Genomic DNA, 19,062 nt, shown 5'->3' on the forward strand with positions numbered 1-19,062 from the left:
AAAGGAGAAGAAGCGGTCGGTTACCCCGGGCCGTTTTCTGTATTCTGTCCTCTGTCTTCTGTAAGCGGGAAACGGGATTCGAACCCGCGACCCCCTCCTTGGCAAGGAGGTGCTCTACCACTGAGCTATTCCCGCATGGTTGGTAGAACCATGATTTCTCTCTCGGACCCCATGTAAATCGGTTTTTAACATCAAACTTCCCTTCTGAATGGTCCGCAAAAGAAGCTTTCTAACCGCAAATTCGGGCTTTAGATTTGGTAGCTCTCCCCTTCTGGAAAGAAATTATTTCTACAATACAGGAATCTTATTCCGAAAAATAAGGATCGAATTCCATTCTTCTCGCAGTAAATTCTGCGATCTTTCTTCCAACCAATTTTTCCACAAGATGTAGGGACATTAAAATCCCTCTGGAAACTCCACCTGAAGTCAGAATATGCCCATGATCTATAAATTTTTCGTGAACTACTTTTTTGATCTTTGGATACTTATTTCTGAGTGCCTCTTGGTCCATCCAATGAGTCGTAATTTCCATCCCGTCCAAAATTCCCGCTTCTGCGAGTAAAAACGCTCCGGTGCAGATCGAAGCGAGGATCTTAACTTTGGATTCCATTTCCCTGATCCATCCGATCAATTTTTTATTATGGATCTCTATCTCTTCCGCGCCATAGCCTCCCGGAATGATCAATATATCCGGTACCGTGGCTTCTTCTAAACTTAAATGAGGAAATATGGGGAATCCGTTACGAGCATGTAGGAGTTCCTTCTTTTCCGCAACGAGTGAAACTTTGAAAAGTTTCTTTTTATCCTCGTCTTCGGTTATAGAAAAAACTTCAAAGGGACCGGAAAAATCCAGAACTTCTACTTCATTAAAAATCAGGATGTGGACGGAGATTTCTTTCATATTCTACCTTTTTCTCTATTTTTTACAACAAACGATTTCTGAAATAATTTTACTAAAAAAGAGTTGATTATTCTAAATATATAACCATATGGTTATATATAGAAAATATGAATCGTGTAATGAATCATTCCGATCGATTGGATGCGACATTTGCCGCACTCGCAGACCCTACTAGACGAGCAATTCTTGCTCGTCTAGCAAAGGGAGATGTTTCCGTCATGGATCTGGCAAAACCATTCTCCATGAGCCAACCAGCTATTTCTAAACATCTGAAGGTGTTGGAAAAAGCGGGACTCATCTCGGGCGCAAAAGAAGCTCAAAAGAGGCCTAGGAAAATAGAGGCCAAAGCTTTAGGGGAAGCAAGCGAATGGTTAGAGAATTACAGAGAGTTCTGGGAAGGAAGATACCAACAATTGGATTCCCTCTTAGAAGAACTAAAATTAACGAGAGATAAACGTCCTAAACGTAAACATCGCAAAGGAGAAAAAGAATGAGTTTTGTTGGTACATTAAAAGTTTCCGCTAAAGGGGATCGTGAACTGGTTATGGCCAGGGAATTTAACGCTGATCAAGAATTGGTATTCGAATGTTTCACCACGCCGGATCTAGTGAAGAAATGGTTACATGGCCCTGACGGTTGGGAAATGATCGTTTGCGAGATAGATCTCAAGGTCGGTGGAAAATATAGATATGTTTGGAAAAGTTTAAAAGACGGAACGATCATGGGTATGGGCGGAGAATACAAAGAGATTAGTGGGCCGAAAAAAATAGTATGCACCGAAGTTTTCGACGAATCTTGGTATGCCGGCGATGCAATCGTTACTACTACCTTCACTGAATCCAAGGGGATCACTTCTATGGTGGTAACTATATTATATGGATCGAAAGAAACGAGAGATATGGTGATCAAATCGCCGATGGAAGGCGGAGTTGCCCAAAGTTATAACCGTTTGGAAACATTATTGAATGGCCTTACAGAAACTGCGAAAAGGAAATAAATAATCATGGCTGCGAAAGAAAAAATTTTCACAATTCTCAAAAGTATCGGTGCTGTTTTCCTAGGAATTCTAATCAATGCAATTCCTGCCATATCGATCGATGCAGTCCTGCATTCTACGGGAGTTTATCCTCCGATGGGAGTAAGAATGTCCGATCCACTTTTTGCATTAGCTTTTTCTTATAGATTTGCTCTAGCTCTTATAGGTGGAATGGGGACTGCAAAATTTGCGCCAAAATCACCTATCGTTCATGTTTGGATCTTGGGAATCATAGGAACATTGGCAAGCACTGCGGGGCATTTACAAATGGGACATTTAGGGCCTTCTTGGTATTCGATCGGACTCATAGTAATATCCATCCCGATCTCATTACTCGGTGCGCAATTTTATTTAAAAAATCGCAAAGGATAAAATTATGAAAAAGATCACTCCATTTTTGATGTTCGAAAGTAATTTAGAGGAAGCCGTCCAATTCTATTCCGGTATATTCAAAAATATGAAAGTAGAAAGTTTATCCAGAATAGGAGAAGGAATGGTTTCCGCAACTTTCCATATAGAAGACCAGAAATTTTTAGCTTTCTCAGGAGGACATCATTTCAAATTTTCGGAAGCGATCTCTCTTTATATCAATGCTGATACCCAAGAAGAGATAGACGATCTATACGAAAAACTTTCAGTAGGTGGTGCCAAACAACCCTGCGGATGGGTAAAAGACAAATTCGGTCTTTCTTGGCAGATCATTCCCCCTGTCTTGGAAAAATATCTTAAAGATAAGGACCAAGCTAAGGCAGGGAGAGTAATGCAGGCAATGTTAAAGATGTTTAAAATAGATATCTCCAAATTGCAGGAAGCTTACGATCAAAACTGATCTTACAGATAAAAACCGCCTTACTAAAAGGCGGTTTTACTTTTCGAACTATTTCAATAATTTTATTAAGTAAGGAATGATATGTTTGGCAAGGATTTTGTGCCCTTCCGCTGTAGGATGAATTCCATCGTCTTGATTCAGCCTTCTATCGCCAGCAACTCCATCGAGTAAGAAAGGCATAAACTCTATCTTCTCCCTTTTGGCAACTCTTGGGAAGATTGCTCCGAAATCCTTTGCGTACTGAGGTCCCATATTCGGGAGTGTTTTCATTCCAATCAATAGGATCTTAATGGAAGGATATTTTGCACGGACTCCTCGGATAATATTGGTTAGATTCTCTTCGGTTACCTTTGTAGGAACTCCTCTCAAAGAATCGTTTGCTCCTAATTCCAATACGAATACATCGAATTTCGTATTTAAGACCCAGTCCAGTCTTGCAAGTCCGCCCGAAGTAGTGTCTCCACTAACTCCTGCATTCACATATTCCAGATCCGAATATTTTTTCTTTAATTCCAGATACGCTAAATGAGCGAATGATTCTTCCGGACCTTCCAAACCGTAACCTGCGGTGAGACTGTCTCCGAAAAATAGGATCTTTTTTCCATTCGAATTGATTTCCATTTTAGGACCGGGCACGGATCCAGTTTCAACCTTCTCCTTCTCACATCCAACAAAAACGAATAATAAAATCAAAATAGAGAAAGTTCGAAAAGATAATAAATGCTTCATTTCTACTCCTACTGATCATTTCGACCTCCGTAGATCCGTCAAGGTCCAAGAAAAGATCGGGTAAGTTCTGCTTTACGAATACGCATAAGATTAGGATCTAGTACGTATGTTCAAACGGTTTCTAATCGCTGGCGTTTTTGCCGCATTCTTACTATTCCTTTATTTTTGGTTAGGCCAATTCAGAAGCGAACTCCAAGCCCAGGAAATCCAAGACGGAATGCTTCGTCAAGCCGAGGAGATCACCTCTAAACTTAGTCCGGAAGAATTGGTAGGACAAGTCATCCATGTAGCGATCCCTGGAACCATTTTAGATCCGATCGCGAAAAAAGAAATTGAAACGATTAAACCCGGAGGAGTGATCTTATTCGGAAGAAATTTAGGCTCCAGATCAGAGATCCAATCCTTAAACCAAAATTTACAGACAAACGCACTTGAAAACACAGGTCTTCCTCTTCTTATCTCCGTAGACCAAGAAGGCGGAAGGGTGATACGTGTAAAAGATGGAGTGACTCAGTTCCCAGGTGCAATGGCTCTAGGACAAACAAAGGATAAGGACATGGCTAAAAAAGTCGGCTTTGTCACTTCTTACCAACTTAGAAAGCTGGGCTTAAATTTTTTATTCGCTCCAGACATGGACATCAATAATAATCCGTTCAATCCTGTGATCAATACTAGATCACTCGGAAGTAATTTAGAAACAGTTTTGAATGCAGGGGTTGCTTACGAAGAAGGAGCAAGACTTGGAGGTTCCATCCCTGTCATAAAACATTTTCCCGGACATGGGGACACAAATGTGGATAGTCATTTAGGACTTCCTAAAATAGAAAAGACGATCGAAGAATTAAAAAATTTCGAACTCATCCCTTTTCAAACTTCCATTCAAAACGGAGCAGATGCGATCATGAGTGCCCATATCGTATATCCCAAAATTGATCCGAATTTTCCGGCAACTCTATCTTCTAAAATTTTAGGAGAACTACTTAGAAAAGAATTCCAGTACAAAGGTTTGATAATAACGGACGCAATGGAAATGGATGCGATCGACGAACATTATCAAAAAGATGATCCGGGAGTCTTAGCACTTCTTGCAGGTGCAGATATTATTCTTATGACTAGTTGGGGAAAAACCACCGAGTCCATGAGAGATCAGATCTTAAAAGCGTATAAAAAAGGAAGTTTAGTTCGCGAAGGAAAAGACCTCCTGAAAGAAGCCGTTAAAAGACAAATTTATTATAAACTAAAATACGGTATCGTTTGGGAATTTTCCGGATCGAACAAAACAGGGAGAGCGGATACTATTTTTCCAAAAGAAATTCCGGAAGTATTAAAAACTCATTTCACCGAACAAGATAAACAAAGAGAAATTTTAGCCTCAGAATACAATCAGGAAACTCTCAATCGAGACGTGAGTAGAAAAGCGGTTGTTGTATTTCCAAAAACTTATTCTCCAGAACAAATCTCTTCTGCTGACACTGCTTTTTACTTAAAAGGAGAAGAGTTTCTCTCCGATCTAAAATCACGTTCTATTACGAATCTAGATTTAGCTACTCTACGTAAAAAATTAGAAAAGAAAGAAGTAAAAAGAGCAGTCCTTAACTCTTCTTCACAGCCCGAATTGGATCTGGCTGCTTCTTTAGCTCAAAAATTTCCGGATATTGAAATAGTAAGCCTTCATTATGGAACTCCGTTCTTGGATCTGCCGGAACATCCGAATCTAAAAATACTATTTTCCTTCTCCCCTACTTTAGAATCCAAAAAAGCTCTTCTGTATTCTATTTTAGATAGAAAGAACGAAATCCCTTTAGTGGATCTAATCCTAAAACCGAATCCTAAAAAATCTTCCACGTCCACGGAAGCGAAAACAAACGCGGCAAGCAAAAACACTCCTTAATTTGGAAACAAATCTCCCGGTCATACAAAAGACAAACAGGCCGGGGATTTACGTACATTATCCTTTCTGCGTTCATAAATGTAGTTACTGTGATTTTTATTCGGAGGGGATCGGCTTAGATCCTTCTCCTTTAGAAGGAAAACTTTTCGAAAAATATAAAGAAGAATTAATACTTCGTTTAAAACATTTTCCGGATCACAAGGATCTTATTTTCGATAGTTTGTTTTTTGGAGGTGGAACTCCTTCCAAGGCTTCCTACATAAAATATGCAGATTATATAAAATTCCTAAAGGAAAATCTAAATCTTTCTCCTGATTCAGAGATCACCTTAGAATGTAATCCTGAAGATCTGAATTTAGAATATTTAGAAGGTTTAGCGGACGCTGGGGTCAACCGGATCCATGTAGGGATCCAATCCTTTCTCCCTAAAAATTTGAAATTTTTGGATCGCTATTTCGATCCGGACACCTACCCGAGGATCTTAGAAGCATTACAAAATTCTAAAATTAAGAACTACGGAGCAGATTTGATGTTCGGAGTCCCGGGGCAAACGGAAGAAGAATTTTACGAGGATGCAAATTCGGTGCTTTCTTCTGGAGTTTCCCATATCAGTATTTACGCTCTGACTGTGGAAAAAGGAACGGAATACAGTAGAAAAGTATCCGCTGGGTCCATGCTTCCTCCTTCGGAAGATGTTCAAGAGAATATTCTTAAAAACCTACCGAACTTCTTAAGATCAAAAGGATTTATTCAGTATGAGGTTTCTAATTATTCTAAATCTGGAATGCATTCTCGCCATAATATGAAATATTGGACCTACGAATATTATTTGGGGATCGGTCCCGGAGCTCATGGATTTCTTCCTAGTGGTAGGTATTCCAACCCTAGGAATACATCTGCTTATATCGGTGGAACAGGAAACAATATATACGAAGTTTCCGATCCTTTCGAAGAAATCTTACTTTCCCTGTTCAGAGTTTTTCTGCCAATCGATCTAAAGAATTTTTTAGAATATTTCCCGGATAAAAAAGAAAGGATACTTTCCAAACTAAAGAAAAAAGTTTCGGAAGGTAAATGTAGTTTGGACGGAAGCATTTTCCAATGGAAACAATCCTCCGTCCTATTCTTAGATTCGGAAATATTGGATTTAGCGGATCTGGATTAATTTATCTTAAATCTTTCGATCAACTTAGAAAGTTGCTCCGCAAGCCTTTGTGTCTCCCCGGAGAATGTAGTTAGATCGTCTGCTCCGCCTGCAATTTCCTGAGTACCTTCTGAAATACTAATGATCGTTTTCGTAATCTCAGAAGTTGCGTTCTTTTGCTCGATCACAGCTTCTTCTATCTGCATGCTGAAAGAGGTCAATGTGTTGGAACTTTTTTGGATCTGACTCGTATTTGCTTCCTGATCTTTTACGGATGCTAAAACTTTATTCGCAGAGATCTCAAACTCGTTCACACTCGCTTTTAACTTTTTCAAGATCTGAGAAGCCTCGTCGACTTTCGAATTTCCATTCATGACCGCGTCATTTGTGGATTCTACTAATTCTCCGATCTCTTGTACCGAACTAGAAGTCTGAGAAGCGAGTTTTCCGATCTCTTCCGCCACCACTGCAAATCCTTTTCCTGCTTCTCCCGCGCGGGCTGCCTCAATTGCCGCATTCAACGCGAGTAGATTCGTTTTTTCAGATATCTCGGTAATAATAGATAAGATTTCCGTAATTCTAGAAGCGCTTTCTCCGATCTCGCCCATTGCTGTCGTTGAAGCAGACATTGCATTCTCTCCTGTAACCGCTTGCCTCTTGGATTCGACAGCTAGATTTACAAGGCCTTGCATTTCTTGATTGATACTTACGATCTGCTCTTTCAAACGCATGGAGTTTCCGTCGATCTCTTTCGTATTTTCAACCGCCTTCTCCATAGATTTCCCTACGTTTTGAGCGGAAGCAGCCAGCTCCTCAACAGCTGCAGATGATTCTTCTGCGGCCGATGCCTGTGTCTGTGCGATGTCAGCGAAGTTACGAGAAGAGATTGCCATCTCTTCCGATTTGGAACTAAGTTTTTCGGAAGAAGATCTCATCTCCTTGACCACATTCATAAGATTTTCTCTCATTTGGTCCATGGAAATGAATAAGGTCCCTATCTCATCTTTCACTGGATAATCGTTTTTAACTGTAAGATTTCCTTTTGCGATCTCATCCGAAAATCCGATCGCCTTTAAAAGCCCTGAACTAACAAGTCGATCAAAGATCAGATTCAAAGATAAAAGTACTACGATCAGGATCAGAAAAGAAGAGAGGGCAGCTTTTAAGATAATTTCTCCAATATTTTCATAATATACTGAATTTGGAATATTAACCAGAAGTGTCCAAAATTTAGGATCTTTACCTATATGGAATGGGAAATAGAAACCTGTATTCCCATTCGATTCGTATACGAATCTTTTTCCTTCTTTTACATTTTCTAGATATTGTTTGAGTTCCTCTTCGTTCGGGATCTTCTTTCCCAATAATTCAGGATTTTCCCCATTGATAGCATAAAGTCCTGCTGGAGAGATAAGAGCAATATATCCTTTGTTCCGGAACGGCTTTTTGTTTCCTATCTTCTCTTGTAAAAGTTTAAGATCGATATCCATCCCTGCAGCACCGTAAAAATGCCCGTCCACACTGATAGGGACGACAAGAGAGATCATCAGGATACTTTTCCCGCTTACGGTATAATTATACGGTCCTACAACGGACATTTTATCCGTCTTTTTTGTGATCTGATAGAAGTCACCGGTTCCATCAGTATTATTATAATCTCTTAATGGTTCCAGATCTACGATATCTTTTCCACGAGCTCTGTTTAAGTATGGAATAAATCTACCGGATGCATCATGCCCTGCTCTATTCCTATATATAGCGTCTTTTCCGTCGTATGCATTCTGTTCGTAACAAAGCCACATTCCGAAATAATCTTCGTTACGTTTCATGATCTCTCTAATCGTTTGGATCACTTGCTCTCTCTGGGGAGAAGCATACATCAATGGAAATCTAAAACCTCTGATAACTCCCATGAGAGTGTTTAGCTGTTCCATAATCTCGTAGGTCCATCTTTCCGCAGTGACGTCGGAACTCTGTTCCACTTCTTCTCTCAGGTTTTGGTAAGAAGAATATGAATTGTAGGCCGCGAGCAGGGAAAACGCGACGAATAATACGATGGAAATATACAAAGAAATTCGGAACCGAATACTCATAAGGCTTCCATTGTAAAATTGGAAAGAAATTTTGGAACGCTTTTTATTTCCGGATCGCCAAGAAAGAAAAGATTTGTAGGAATTCCTACAATCTATGTCTCACTGAGAATTGGCTAATAGATTGGAATTCCTACAAAGAAGGTTGAAGCTTATCTTTCTTAACCTACTTTAAATTTACCGATTAGATTGGACAATTGCTCCGATTGCCCATGCATATCTCCAGAGAACGAGGTCAGATCATCCGCTCCACTCGCAATTTCCTGAGTACCTTCCGAAATATTTACGATTGTTTTAGTGATCTCTTCCGTTGCTCTTCTTTGCTCGGAGACAGCTTCTTCTATCTGCAAACTGAAAGTCATGAGTGAATTCGCACTTTCTGCGATCTCTTTCGTATTCGATTCCTGTGTTTTCACCGAACTTAAAACGGATTTTGCGGATTTATCGAACTCATCCACTCTTTCCTTGATCCTTTGTAGTATCTGAGCCGCCTCATGCATTTTACTATTTCCGTCTGACACAGCCGTATTGGTAGAATTCACAAGCCCGCTGATCTCCTGAACGCTTGTAGAAGTTTGGGATGCAAGTTTGCCGATCTCTTCGGCAACAACCGCAAAACCTTTTCCTGCTTCTCCGGCGCGAGCCGCTTCTATCGCAGCGTTCAACGCTAATAAATTCGTTTTTTCGGAAATTTCAGTGATCAAAGACAAGATCTCGTTGATCCTAGATGCGCTATCTCCGATCGCACCCATCGCACGATTAGAAGTACTCATCGCAGACTCTCCGGTTACTGCTTCTTCTTTAGAAGAGGCAGCTAAACTTACTAGTCCCTGCATCTCTCCATTGATACTTGCGATCTGTTCTTTTAATAAGATAACATTTCCGTCGATCTCTCTCATGCTAGAAACTGCTTTCTGCATGGATCTTCCCACATTCTGAGCGGAAGCTGCAAGTTCCTCTACAGCAGCGGAACATTCTTCCGCGGCCGAAGCTTGGGTTTGGGCGACATCTGAGAAATTCCTAGACGAAACCGCCATCTTCTCCGCTGTTCCGGCTAACTTACTTGTGGAAGTTCCTATTTCCCTTACCACATTGAACAGGTGCTCTCTCATCGTGTTCATTGCGGAAAGTAATGCACCGATCTCATCCTTTCTTTCATATGTGGAAGAAGCCAACAAATTCCCTTTTGCAATCTCTTCAGAGAACCCGATGGCTTGTAGTAATCCTGCAGAAATTAATTTTTGGAAAATAAAATGTAATACAACTACGATCAAACTAACGATTAATAAGGAAGAAAGTGCATTCTGAAATAAGACACTCAAAAGTTCAGTGGTAAAAATGGAATTCGGAACGCTAACTTGCATGATCCATTGTTTCTGCCCTTTTCCGATCTTGAACGGAAAGAAATGATGTGTAAAACCGCCCGCCTCGTAAGTAAAACGATCATGTTCTTCTGATTTAGATTGTACTAATTTTAATTCTTCCGCATCCGGAATTACTTTCCCTACAAGATCCGGGTTCCCTCCATTGGCAGCATAAATTCCTTTCGGGGAAATAAGAGCGATATATCCCAGCCCACGAAATGGTTTTATACTTCCCATAGTCTCTTGGAGTTGAGCTGTCGTGATATCCATTCCAAGGACACCCCAAAATTTCCCTCCATTACTTACCGGAACACAAAGAGAGATCATCTGGACCTGCTTTCCACCTGCAGTATATAAATAAGGATCTGTGACCAGAGGCTCCATGGTCTTTTTAGGGATTTGATAAAAATCTCCGGACCCGTCCGTATTATCATAGTTAGTCGAAGGTTCTATGACTGCATCCGTAAGCGATTTTACGGAATGTACATAGGTGATAAACCTCCCGCTAGAATCATGCCCCTTCTTGTTTTTGAACTGCGCATCTTGACCGTCAAAAGCGTTCGGCTCATATACTGCCCACATTCCGAACCATTTAGGGTTCCGATGTAGGATCTCCAACATCGTATCCACTACTTCCTGGCGTTTAGGATTAGAAAAGATAAGAAGCATCCTGAAGCCCCTAGTCATTCCCATAGCGGAATCTAGGTAATCCTTTACTTCGAAAGTATATCTTTCTGCACTCAAAGCCGAACCCGACTCGATCTCCGTATGTAAACTTCTATACGAAATGATAGAGTTGATCGCAGTTAAGACCGCAAAACCTAAAAATAAAACCAAAGAAAGATAAAGAGAGATGCGGGTTCGAATACTCATAGGAGGGAATTAGAATGCGGAATTGGAAATTACGGAACAAAAAAATTTTCTTTTGATACGAAATTGTAAAAAAAGAAAATTTACGATTTCTAACAATTGTTAGAAATGAAATCCGCTCTATTGGTATTTAAGAAATAAATTTTTATAAGGATTTTTACTGTAATTAAATTGTAATAATATTGTAACATTTAGTTTTACCGGAAAATTCGGACCGAAAACTCAAATCCAAATAAAAAACCCGGAGAATAAATCCGGGTTTCTCTTAACTAAATCGATTTTAGAAGCAATTAAACGGATCTATATCTTAAAGCGATCTGCCCAGTACGTGCAATCTCTTGAATCCCGTATTTTTGCATCATTTCTATGAAATGCTCAACCTGTCTGGTATTGCCTGAGAACTCGATCGTCATGGTCGTTTTAGTGAGATCTGCAATCTTTGCCTGAAAAACTTCACAAATGGAGATAATTTCAGTTCGATTCGTTTCCTCCGTCTTAACTACTACCAAGATCAGTTCCCTGCTGATACAATCGTGATATGCAAGGTCTTCCACTTCGATCACATCGGGAAGTTTTAATAGCTGGCGTTTCACCTGTTCCACCACAGAGTCGTCGCCTTTGACTACGATTACCATATTGGAAATTTCAGGATTATCAGTAACTCCCACAGCGATCGAATCTATATTATAACTTCTTCTGGTGAATAGACCGGAAACATGGCTCATTACACCTGGATGGTTATTGACCAAAATTTTCAGTATATGTTTCATTTTTTACCGGCCCGAACCGTATCTGAAAATTCGATCATATCTTTTTGGGATTTTCCTGCTGGGATCATTGGGAAAACTTTTTCTTCCGCAGGGATCATAACTTCTAAGATCCTTGCATCGTCGTCTTCCAAGAAGAAATCAATTGCCTTATCCACTTCGGATTTATTAGAGATCTTTAATCCTTTTATGGAATAAGCCTCCCCTATTTTTACGAAATCCGGATTATAATTCCATTCCGATTCGGAGAATCTCTCCTCGTAAAAAAGTTCCTGCCATTGACGAACCATTCCCAGGAAGTTATTATTAAAGATGAGTATCTTTACTCCCTTCTTATACATCGCAATGGTAGCAAGCTCTTGGATATTCATCTGGATCGATCCATCTCCTGAAACGCAGATCACTGTGTCTTTAGGATTCCCGAATTTTGCACCGATCGCTGCTGGTAGTCCATACCCCATAGTGCCTAACCCACCGGAAGTCAACCAACGGTTTGCTTCGTCGAAAAGATAATATTGAGCGGCCCACATCTGGTGCTGTCCTACATCCGTAGAGACAATCGCCTTCCCCTTGCTCTTCTCATACAATCTATGCAAGAACGCCTGTGGCTTGATCGTATCCGTTGTATTATCGAATTCTAATGGATGATTTTTCTTGATCGTATCTAAAAATCCCGTCCAATCGGAACGATCCACCTTATTCACCTTAGGGATCAAAACCTTTAAAACTTCTTTCAGATCCCCGTGGAGTAAATAATCTACTGAAACCCTTTTATTAAATTCAGCAGTATCAATGTCTATATGAGCTCTAGTTGCATTCTCCGCGAACTCTCCAGGTTTTGCGACCCGATCGTCGAATCTAGCTCCTAAATTTAGAATATAATCACATTCTAATACAGCTTTATTCGCGTAAGCGGTTCCGTGCATCCCAAGCATTCCGACTGAAAGAGGATGTGTTCCGGGAAATGCACCGATCCCCATAAGAGTTGTGGTAACAGGAATATTTCCCTTCTCCGCTAACTCCCTAATTTCTTTGGAAGCATTCGCATTGATCGCACCGCCACCCACATAAAGAAGAGGACGTTTTGCTTTATTCAATGCCGCAGCGAAAGAATCCAAGTCTCCACCGATCGGAGGTTTTTGATAATGTCTAGGATCTATTTTAAGTTTTTCTGCTTTTCGCACGGAAGTAAGTTCGGTCTGCACATCTTTTGGAAAATCCAAAAGTACAGGACCTGGTCTTCCACCTAGAGCGACTAAGGTCGCTTCTTGGAAATGTCTCGCGATATCATCCGCAGATTTGATAAGAGCATTGTATTTTGTGATTGGGATCGTGATCCCATAAATATCAGCTTCTTGGAAAGCATCCGTCCCGATCGCATTCGTAGCGACCTGACCGGTGATCGCAAGGATTGGAACGGAATCCAATTTTGCATCCGTAAGTCCGGTAACTAGATTGGTTGCTCCAGGTCCGGAAGTTGCAATACATACCCCTAACTTACCTGTGGAACGAGCGTAACCTTCGGCCATATGGATCGCGCCCTGTTCATGACGGACTAGGATATGTTTAATTTTAGTACTTTTGTATAATTCATCATAGAAAGGTAGAATGGCTCCGCCGGGATATCCAAACACGATATCCACTCCATATTCTTCCAGGAGTTCGACCATCAACCGGGCGCCGGAGATTTTTGCTTCACTTTTCGGCATCTTTCCCTCGTTAGAATCCATTTCATGCGAAGTAAGGCCCCTGTCAAGGAGGTTCCCCTGTATAAGCCCTAACAAGTCCCCAAGGAGGTTGATCCAAAATAAAAATGATAAGGCCATTCTATCCAAGATCAATGTAGGAATTCCAACATGAGATCGAAAGACCCGACTATAACTTTCACTCTATTTTATGCGGCGCAAACCGGGTTTTCTCTCTTTTTTTCCAATTTCAAATTTTCTTTACGGATTTAGTACCAAGGAAAACCTTTACTCATCCGTCAAAGTAATATTAAATAAAAAATTGAATGAAGAGCCTCCCGGATCTTCGTTCCAAATTTAAAAAGGAACTTCGGTCCGATGAACGACCCTATTGAAAAACCCCAAGCAGGAAAGGAAGAAGAAGATTCACATTTCGCTCAGATCAAAAGTTTAGCGAAAGAAGCCTACCGTTTTCTAGATAGCAGACAATGGGACAAGGCCGAGTCTAAGTTAAAGGAACTTCTGGCTAAGGAACCGGGGAATACCTACGGACTAGTCGGAATGGGAGACCTTCACTTCAAACGGAAGGAATTCAGACAGGCTCTGGATTTTTATAACCGTTGTATTAAAGAAGATTCCTCCAATAAATTCTCCCTCATGGGTCTCATGAATTGTTACAGGGAGATGAACCTACTCAATCGAGTCATTGAAGTAGCGGAAGAATACAGACATATTACTATTACGGATGCATCCATTCTAAGCAGGGTCGCGGACGCTCATAGGAAACTCAAAAACTTCAAAGAATCAGAAGTGTATTATATGCAAGCACTTCAGATCAATCCTAAAGACCAGTACGTGATTGTCGGACTTGGGCATTTATTCTTTGCCTGCCAAAGATATAAGGACGCAATTAGCTGGTGGGAAAAACTTTTAGTCATCCAACCGGATAATATCAAGATCTTGACCGAGATCGGAAATAGTTATCGTAAGATCAAAGATTTCGACGAAGCGATCCGTTATTATCGTAGAGCAGCAGATCTTGATCCAAGAAACTTCTTCGCGCTGTACGGACTTGCAGAGCCCTATCGCGGTAAAAAGGATTTCCGTAAAGCAAACGAGTTCTGGGAAAGGATCCTGGAATTCGATCCTGATAATAAACTCATCATCAACCGTTATGCCGATAGTTTAAGAGGAATGGGTGAGTTCGATAAAGCATTAGAATGTTTTAATAGAATTCTTTCCGAAGGAGAGGATTATTTCGCTCTTTTAGGGAAGGCCTCTTCCTTAAAAATGAAAGGTGCTAGAGATAAGGCAGAAGAAATTTACGTGGATCTTCATCGTAAATTCCCAATGGACCCTCGCCCAGTGGTGGAATTATCGGAACTGTATTCGGATATGGGCAAAAAAGATGATGCGATCAAGTTGCTGAACGATTTCCATAAGAAACAACCTCTAAACGAAGAGGTGAAACAAAAGTTGGATTCTTTCACGGAATAATTTATTCCGGGTCGATTATTCTATTTTTCTCCCTCTCTAAAAAATCAGGGAGGGAGGAAACTTCCAATTTTCCGCTTTTCAAGTATTTTGCTTCCGCATTCCAGATCCCATTCTGTCGTGTGAGTTCAACATGATGATGCCAATTATTCCCTTCTTTGTCGGAAAATACTCTTGGGACTCTTGCAGGATTTACATATAGGATCCCATCTTTTCTTTTTTTCCAGATCCTTGTCTTCAATCTTAATTTGCGAGAAGAATGGTGCATATGCCCTGCAATCACAACCTTAGGAGCCTTTGGCCCTTTGGAAATACTTCGAATAAAATTACCTAGATCAGGATCTCCGAAATCACCCTCTTCCTTCTTAAAATCACAACCCCAAATATCAGAAGCGGAATCCCCGAGACCGTCCGGGCCATTATGAGCGAGAACGATTAAATCCTGGTTTTCTATATCTGCATCTCTGACTAATTCTATCAATTTATCTTCGGATCCTTTCATAGAACCGATCCCGAATATGTATTTTAGAAAAACCTGAAAATTAAACCGACCTCCCATAGAAAGAGGCCTTGCTCCTAGGATAGAGATTCCCTTATTTTCTTGCTGGAGATTGTACTGACAGATCCGTACATCCCCTAGGTCTTTTAGAAGTTTTTTATACCTAAATAGATGAGAAATAAGGCCCAGATAACCTAGATTAGGTGGAGCGTTCAGTATCTCCGATATGAGCTGAGGGATAGAAGTAGTATCATGATTTCCTAAAATTAAATACTTTGGTTTCCGGACTTTTGCGATTTCCCTTGCGATCCGATTGGTATTCCAAGGTTTCGCATTTCCGAGATCTCCGGTAAAGATCAGAAGATCATAATTACTCTCTGAAAAATATTCCGTATCGACCGTAGTCCAGAATCCGTGAATATCTCCCACTAAAGCGATACGAATATCAGAAGAATCAAATATCATTCTTTGGGTCCGAAAATTTAACTTTCGTTCTTTGGATGAATTTAGGAAAACTTTTTTTGGATCTTTTAGGTCGAAAGAAAAACCAAATAGAAACGAAAGCTCGGTGTTTACCGAGTAAATAAGCGAACCTCCATAAAAACAAAAACCGCAAATATATAAAAATCCGACCGGTAGTCAGGATCGGAATCAGGAAACAAAGGATCGCCTATGAAAAACATAAACCAAGAAATATTCAAATTCTCCTTTCGATTTCTATTTCTTACGGAAGGGATCGGTTATTTGATCGGGACTCCGTTTGCTCTCAGTTTTATGGTCTATTTTTTGGATCTGGATCTTGGGTCCATGCCTTCATTTTGGATCATCATTGTAGGCATTTTTGTCTTAGGCCTAACCTCCAGTATTCTTATCTCTTTATATAAGCTCAAACCTCTAAGAAATTATTCCAAACAATTCGAATCCGGGGCAGTAAATAAGGAAACCGTGATGAAAGCCCAGAAGGCGGCCTTTCGCCTTCCGATACTTCACGCGGCAGATATTTTCATAAGGATCCTGATAGGTGGAATACTTTTGATAATTTCGATCGGGAGAGTTTCTCTTTTAAGTAAAACCGATTATTCCATTTTTGCCGCACTTCTCATATTTGCGAGTCTTGCGAGTGCAGCTTATTTTTATCTAATTACGGATTGGCTAAAGGATAATCTGACAAGGACGGATCTATTCGGATCCATTTCCTTGGATTCTTTAGTAAAACTAAAGCTAAATAGAACACTATCTCTCATATTCTTTTCCATCGTATTCGTATTAGCGATCGGCGTTTCTATCGTAGTTTATAAACTAAATTACGAATCCTTAAAGAATGCCTACTTCAATCAAATGAAGAATGTGGTCCAAACCTTGGATTTACTGACCCAAGGGATTTACGAGGATACTGAAGAAGAAGCGGACTTGATCATCCGAAATAAGACGCTCGCAACTCTGGTTTCCCAAAGAAAATGGAAAGAAGCCGAAAATTTTCTGGAGAATTTTTTAGGTGCGAGCCAAAGATTCGAAGGGATCGCAGTTTGGAAAGAAGCGGGAGATTGGTTTTCGTATTCGGTCGGCACAGGGACTTTGTCAGATAGTAAGATTGTTCCTTTGACTTCGCAATTCCAACTCCCCGGTGCCGAGGAAATGAGAAATATCCATAAAGAAAGAACCTTCTTCTTTAGCGAGCCTGCCTCATCTTCTAAAAACGGATCTCCGGTGATCCTATATATTAGAGAATTTGAATTAACTGAAGGTGCAAAGGCATTTTTAGTATTTGCGGTCCGGATCGGAGATCTAACGGATAATATCATTCAATCGATCAAGATCGGAAAAACTGGTTATCCCGGGCTTCTTACTCCTAAGATGACCTTTTTAAATCATATCAGTGAGAATTTAAAATTAAAGAAGATAGAAGATCTTCCTTTTGCAAAATCATTTCTGAATGCAAAAGATGAAGTTCCTGTCCGGTATGTTATGGAAGATTCCTATAAATATCTAATCTTTCAAACGAACAAAAAATATGGATTTCGTTCTTTCGCCGCAGTCGTGAACGATGAGATCTCCGAAGAGGCGATCTCCACTATTTTTTATATGCTCGGGATCTCTTTTTTTGGATTATTTGCGGTCGGGATCATCATCTACTTCATTCTATCCAAAAGTTTAAAACCTTTAAGCGAAAGCCAGAACCTGATCGAAAAAATGTCGGAAGGAGATCTCACTCATACTCTGACGGTTCTTTCCAGGGACGAGATCGGAGAAATGGCGATCAGTATCAACGAGTTCAATCGTAAGGTAAAATCGGTACTTCGTAAAATTTTCGAGGCCTCTCATACACTCGCAAACTCTTCGGAAGAAATGTCCGGCACATTAAGATCCATTTCGGATAATGCTCAAGGACAGGCAGCTGCTTCCGAGGAAATTTCAGCTTCTATAGAAGAGATCTCCGCCGGAATGGATACTGTTTCTTATCGAACAAAAGAACAAGTAAGTCTTCTGAACTCTTTGGATTCCGAAATGTTCGAATTCTCTAATTCTATCCAAGCTACTTCCGAAAATTTAGATAAAACATTATCTCATGTGAAAGAGATCACAGACGAGGCGAGAAAAGGAGGAAAATCCTTAGAGTCAACGGACCAAAGTATTCGTAAGATCTCTCAAAGTTCCGAGCAGATCACAGGTGTGATCGAGATCATCACAACTATCTCGGAACAGATCCATCTTCTTGCATTGAATGCTGCGATAGAAGCCGCAAGGGCCGGAGCAGCCGGTAAAGGTTTCGCAGTCGTAGCGGATGAGATCTCGAAACTCGCGGATAAAACATCCGAGAGTATGAAAGAGATCGAAGCGATCATTCAGGCGAACGAAACCGAGATAGGGATCGGTGTTAGCAATATTCGGGACACAGTTACGATCATTGGAGGAATTATCCAAAAGATTGAAACAATCTATGTTCGGATGAACGAGGTCGCAGGGATCATGGGAGAGCAACTTGTCCGAAATCGAGTGGTGAACAAAAAAGGCCAGGAAGTAAAGGAAAGATCGGAAGGGATACAAACCGCTATCCAAGAACAAAAACTGGCTATTGAAGAAATTTCGAAAACGATTTCAATTATCAACGATATGACCCAATCCAACGCGTCTTCTACGGAAGAATTGAGTTCCGGTTCGGTCGGGCTCGCCCATTTATCGGAAGATTTGAAAAACCAGGCAGAGTATTTTCATTTTTAATTCCGGCCAGATCTTTTTTCCCGGAATTTCGGGAGAGATATTCGAATTCGGAAACTTAGTTGCTTTTTAGAGAATTTATTCTAATTTGCGCTTATATGGAATGGGAAAAGATTTTAAGGGACTCTGTAAGGGACGGTTCTATCAAAGAATTGTATCTCAGGAGAGTTCCTACCCTGAAAACCTGTGATGATTGGAATAAGGTAAAAGAGATAGGTCTGATCGATCACAAAACCAAATACGCTCATTATAAGGGTGGATTGGTTAAATTCGGGGAAGGTCTTTTTTTCGTAAGTGAGGAAAGGCTACAAGCGCTGGCTCCATTCCGCAAATGGGAATTCAAAACCAAGATCAAAGTCACCCCGGACTGAAAAACTTTCCGTTTTCTACGGTTCTCACGGAGAACACAGAGATCACGGAGAAAAAATAAGAAACGTTTCATTTCCCTAACAAGGAAACCCACCTCAGTGAACTCCGTGCCCTCTGTGAGAAAGAAAATCTTATCTAGTTAAGTTGATGATCAGGTTGAGTTTTTCTGCGACGGTAA

At 40.5% G+C, this 19,062-nt stretch carries 16 protein-coding genes and 1 tRNA gene; 9 read left to right on the forward strand and 8 right to left on the reverse strand.

The annotated features are described in order from the left end of the window. Positions 1-63 precede the first annotated feature (63 nt). Together EHQ64_RS07470 and EHQ64_RS07475 are read right to left on the reverse strand one after the other, a co-directional pair. A tRNA-Gly gene (locus EHQ64_RS07470) sits at positions 64-135 on the reverse strand. Positions 136-304: 169 nt separating this feature from the next. Further along, entirely contained in the window at positions 305-901 is a 597-nt protein-coding gene (locus EHQ64_RS07475; protein WP_135648866.1) for a DJ-1/PfpI family protein, read from the reverse strand. A 107-nt stretch (positions 902-1,008) separates the two neighbouring features. On the opposite strand from EHQ64_RS07475, the gene EHQ64_RS07480 reads away from it, so the two are divergent. The 4 genes from EHQ64_RS07480 to EHQ64_RS07495 are packed head-to-tail and all read left to right on the forward strand — an operon-like array spanning position 1,009 to position 2,766. Continuing rightward, entirely contained in the window at positions 1,009-1,395 is a 387-nt protein-coding gene (locus EHQ64_RS07480) for an ArsR/SmtB family transcription factor (protein ID WP_135648867.1), read from the forward strand. Further along, positions 1,392-1,898 (forward strand): SRPBCC family protein, encoded by a 507-nt coding sequence (locus EHQ64_RS07485; RefSeq protein WP_135648868.1) that lies wholly within the window; start codon positions 1,392-1,394, stop codon positions 1,896-1,898. The genes EHQ64_RS07480 and EHQ64_RS07485 overlap by 4 nt, the downstream gene beginning before the upstream one ends. Before the next feature lie 6 nt (positions 1,899-1,904). Then, entirely contained in the window at positions 1,905-2,309 is a 405-nt protein-coding gene (locus EHQ64_RS07490; protein WP_135648869.1) for a hypothetical protein, read from the forward strand. A 4-nt stretch (positions 2,310-2,313) separates the two neighbouring features. Further along, positions 2,314-2,766, forward strand: a complete 453-nt coding sequence (locus EHQ64_RS07495) for a VOC family protein (RefSeq protein ID WP_135648870.1) — start codon at positions 2,314-2,316, stop codon at positions 2,764-2,766. A 48-nt stretch (positions 2,767-2,814) separates the two neighbouring features. Here the strand turns inward: EHQ64_RS07495 and EHQ64_RS07500 are convergent, their stop codons facing one another. Continuing rightward, positions 2,815-3,387, reverse strand: coding sequence for an arylesterase (locus tag EHQ64_RS07500; RefSeq protein ID WP_246048630.1), 573 nt, complete (start codon positions 3,385-3,387; stop codon positions 2,815-2,817). Positions 3,388-3,601: 214 nt separating this feature from the next. Between EHQ64_RS07500 and EHQ64_RS07505 the strand changes: the two genes are divergently transcribed. Both EHQ64_RS07505 and hemW read left to right on the forward strand, forming a co-directional pair. Next, positions 3,602-5,386: a glycoside hydrolase family 3 protein gene (locus EHQ64_RS07505; protein ID WP_135648872.1), complete on the forward strand. Its 1,785-nt coding sequence runs from the start codon at positions 3,602-3,604 to the stop codon at positions 5,384-5,386. A gap of 1 nt (position 5,387) precedes the next feature. Continuing rightward, a complete protein-coding gene (hemW, locus tag EHQ64_RS07510; RefSeq protein WP_135648873.1) occupies positions 5,388-6,551 on the forward strand; it encodes a radical SAM family heme chaperone HemW in 1,164 nt (387 codons plus the stop codon). Here hemW and EHQ64_RS07515 read toward each other — a convergent pair. The 4 genes from EHQ64_RS07515 to ilvB all read right to left on the reverse strand — a co-directional run bounded on the left by EHQ64_RS07515 (position 6,548) and on the right by ilvB (position 13,330). Beyond that, positions 6,548-8,623, reverse strand: a complete 2,076-nt coding sequence (locus EHQ64_RS07515) for a methyl-accepting chemotaxis protein (protein WP_135648874.1) — start codon at positions 8,621-8,623, stop codon at positions 6,548-6,550. The two genes, hemW and EHQ64_RS07515, sit on opposite strands and share 4 nt — an antisense overlap. Positions 8,624-8,781: 158 nt before the next feature. Then, positions 8,782-10,857 (reverse strand): methyl-accepting chemotaxis protein, encoded by a 2,076-nt coding sequence (locus EHQ64_RS07520; RefSeq protein ID WP_135648875.1) that lies wholly within the window; start codon positions 10,855-10,857, stop codon positions 8,782-8,784. 287 nt (positions 10,858-11,144) lie between these two features. Further along, on the reverse strand, positions 11,145-11,624 hold the full coding sequence (gene ilvN / locus EHQ64_RS07525) for an acetolactate synthase small subunit (RefSeq protein WP_135648876.1): 480 nt from the start codon (positions 11,622-11,624) through the stop codon (positions 11,145-11,147). Further along, positions 11,621-13,330: a biosynthetic-type acetolactate synthase large subunit gene (gene ilvB / locus EHQ64_RS07530; protein ID WP_210410825.1), complete on the reverse strand. Its 1,710-nt coding sequence runs from the start codon at positions 13,328-13,330 to the stop codon at positions 11,621-11,623. Before ilvB ends, ilvN begins: the two co-directional genes overlap by 4 nt. 354 nt (positions 13,331-13,684) lie before the next feature. Between ilvB and EHQ64_RS07535 the strand changes: the two genes are divergently transcribed. Further along, positions 13,685-14,803 carry a tetratricopeptide repeat protein gene (locus EHQ64_RS07535; protein ID WP_135648878.1) on the forward strand — a complete coding sequence of 373 codons (1,119 nt, stop codon included), beginning with the start codon at positions 13,685-13,687 and terminating at the stop codon, positions 14,801-14,803. A 1-nt stretch (position 14,804) separates the two neighbouring features. Here the strand turns inward: EHQ64_RS07535 and EHQ64_RS07540 are convergent, their stop codons facing one another. Continuing rightward, positions 14,805-15,764: a metallophosphoesterase gene (locus EHQ64_RS07540; protein ID WP_135648879.1), complete on the reverse strand. Its 960-nt coding sequence runs from the start codon at positions 15,762-15,764 to the stop codon at positions 14,805-14,807. Positions 15,765-15,971: 207 nt separating this feature from the next. Here EHQ64_RS07540 and EHQ64_RS07545 point away from each other — a divergent pair, with 207 nt between their 5' ends. Both EHQ64_RS07545 and EHQ64_RS07550 read left to right on the forward strand, forming a co-directional pair. Next, complete coding sequence (locus EHQ64_RS07545) at positions 15,972-18,518, forward strand: methyl-accepting chemotaxis protein (RefSeq protein WP_135648880.1); 2,547 nt, start codon at positions 15,972-15,974, stop codon at positions 18,516-18,518. A 95-nt stretch (positions 18,519-18,613) separates the two neighbouring features. After that, positions 18,614-18,886, forward strand: a complete 273-nt coding sequence (locus EHQ64_RS07550) for a hypothetical protein (protein ID WP_010515454.1) — start codon at positions 18,614-18,616, stop codon at positions 18,884-18,886. The last annotated feature ends 176 nt before the right edge of the window (positions 18,887-19,062 follow it).

It is taken from the genome of Leptospira sarikeiensis (assembly GCF_004769615.1).
GTDB classification, from domain to species: Bacteria; Spirochaetota; Leptospiria; order Leptospirales; family Leptospiraceae; genus Leptospira_B; species Leptospira_B sarikeiensis.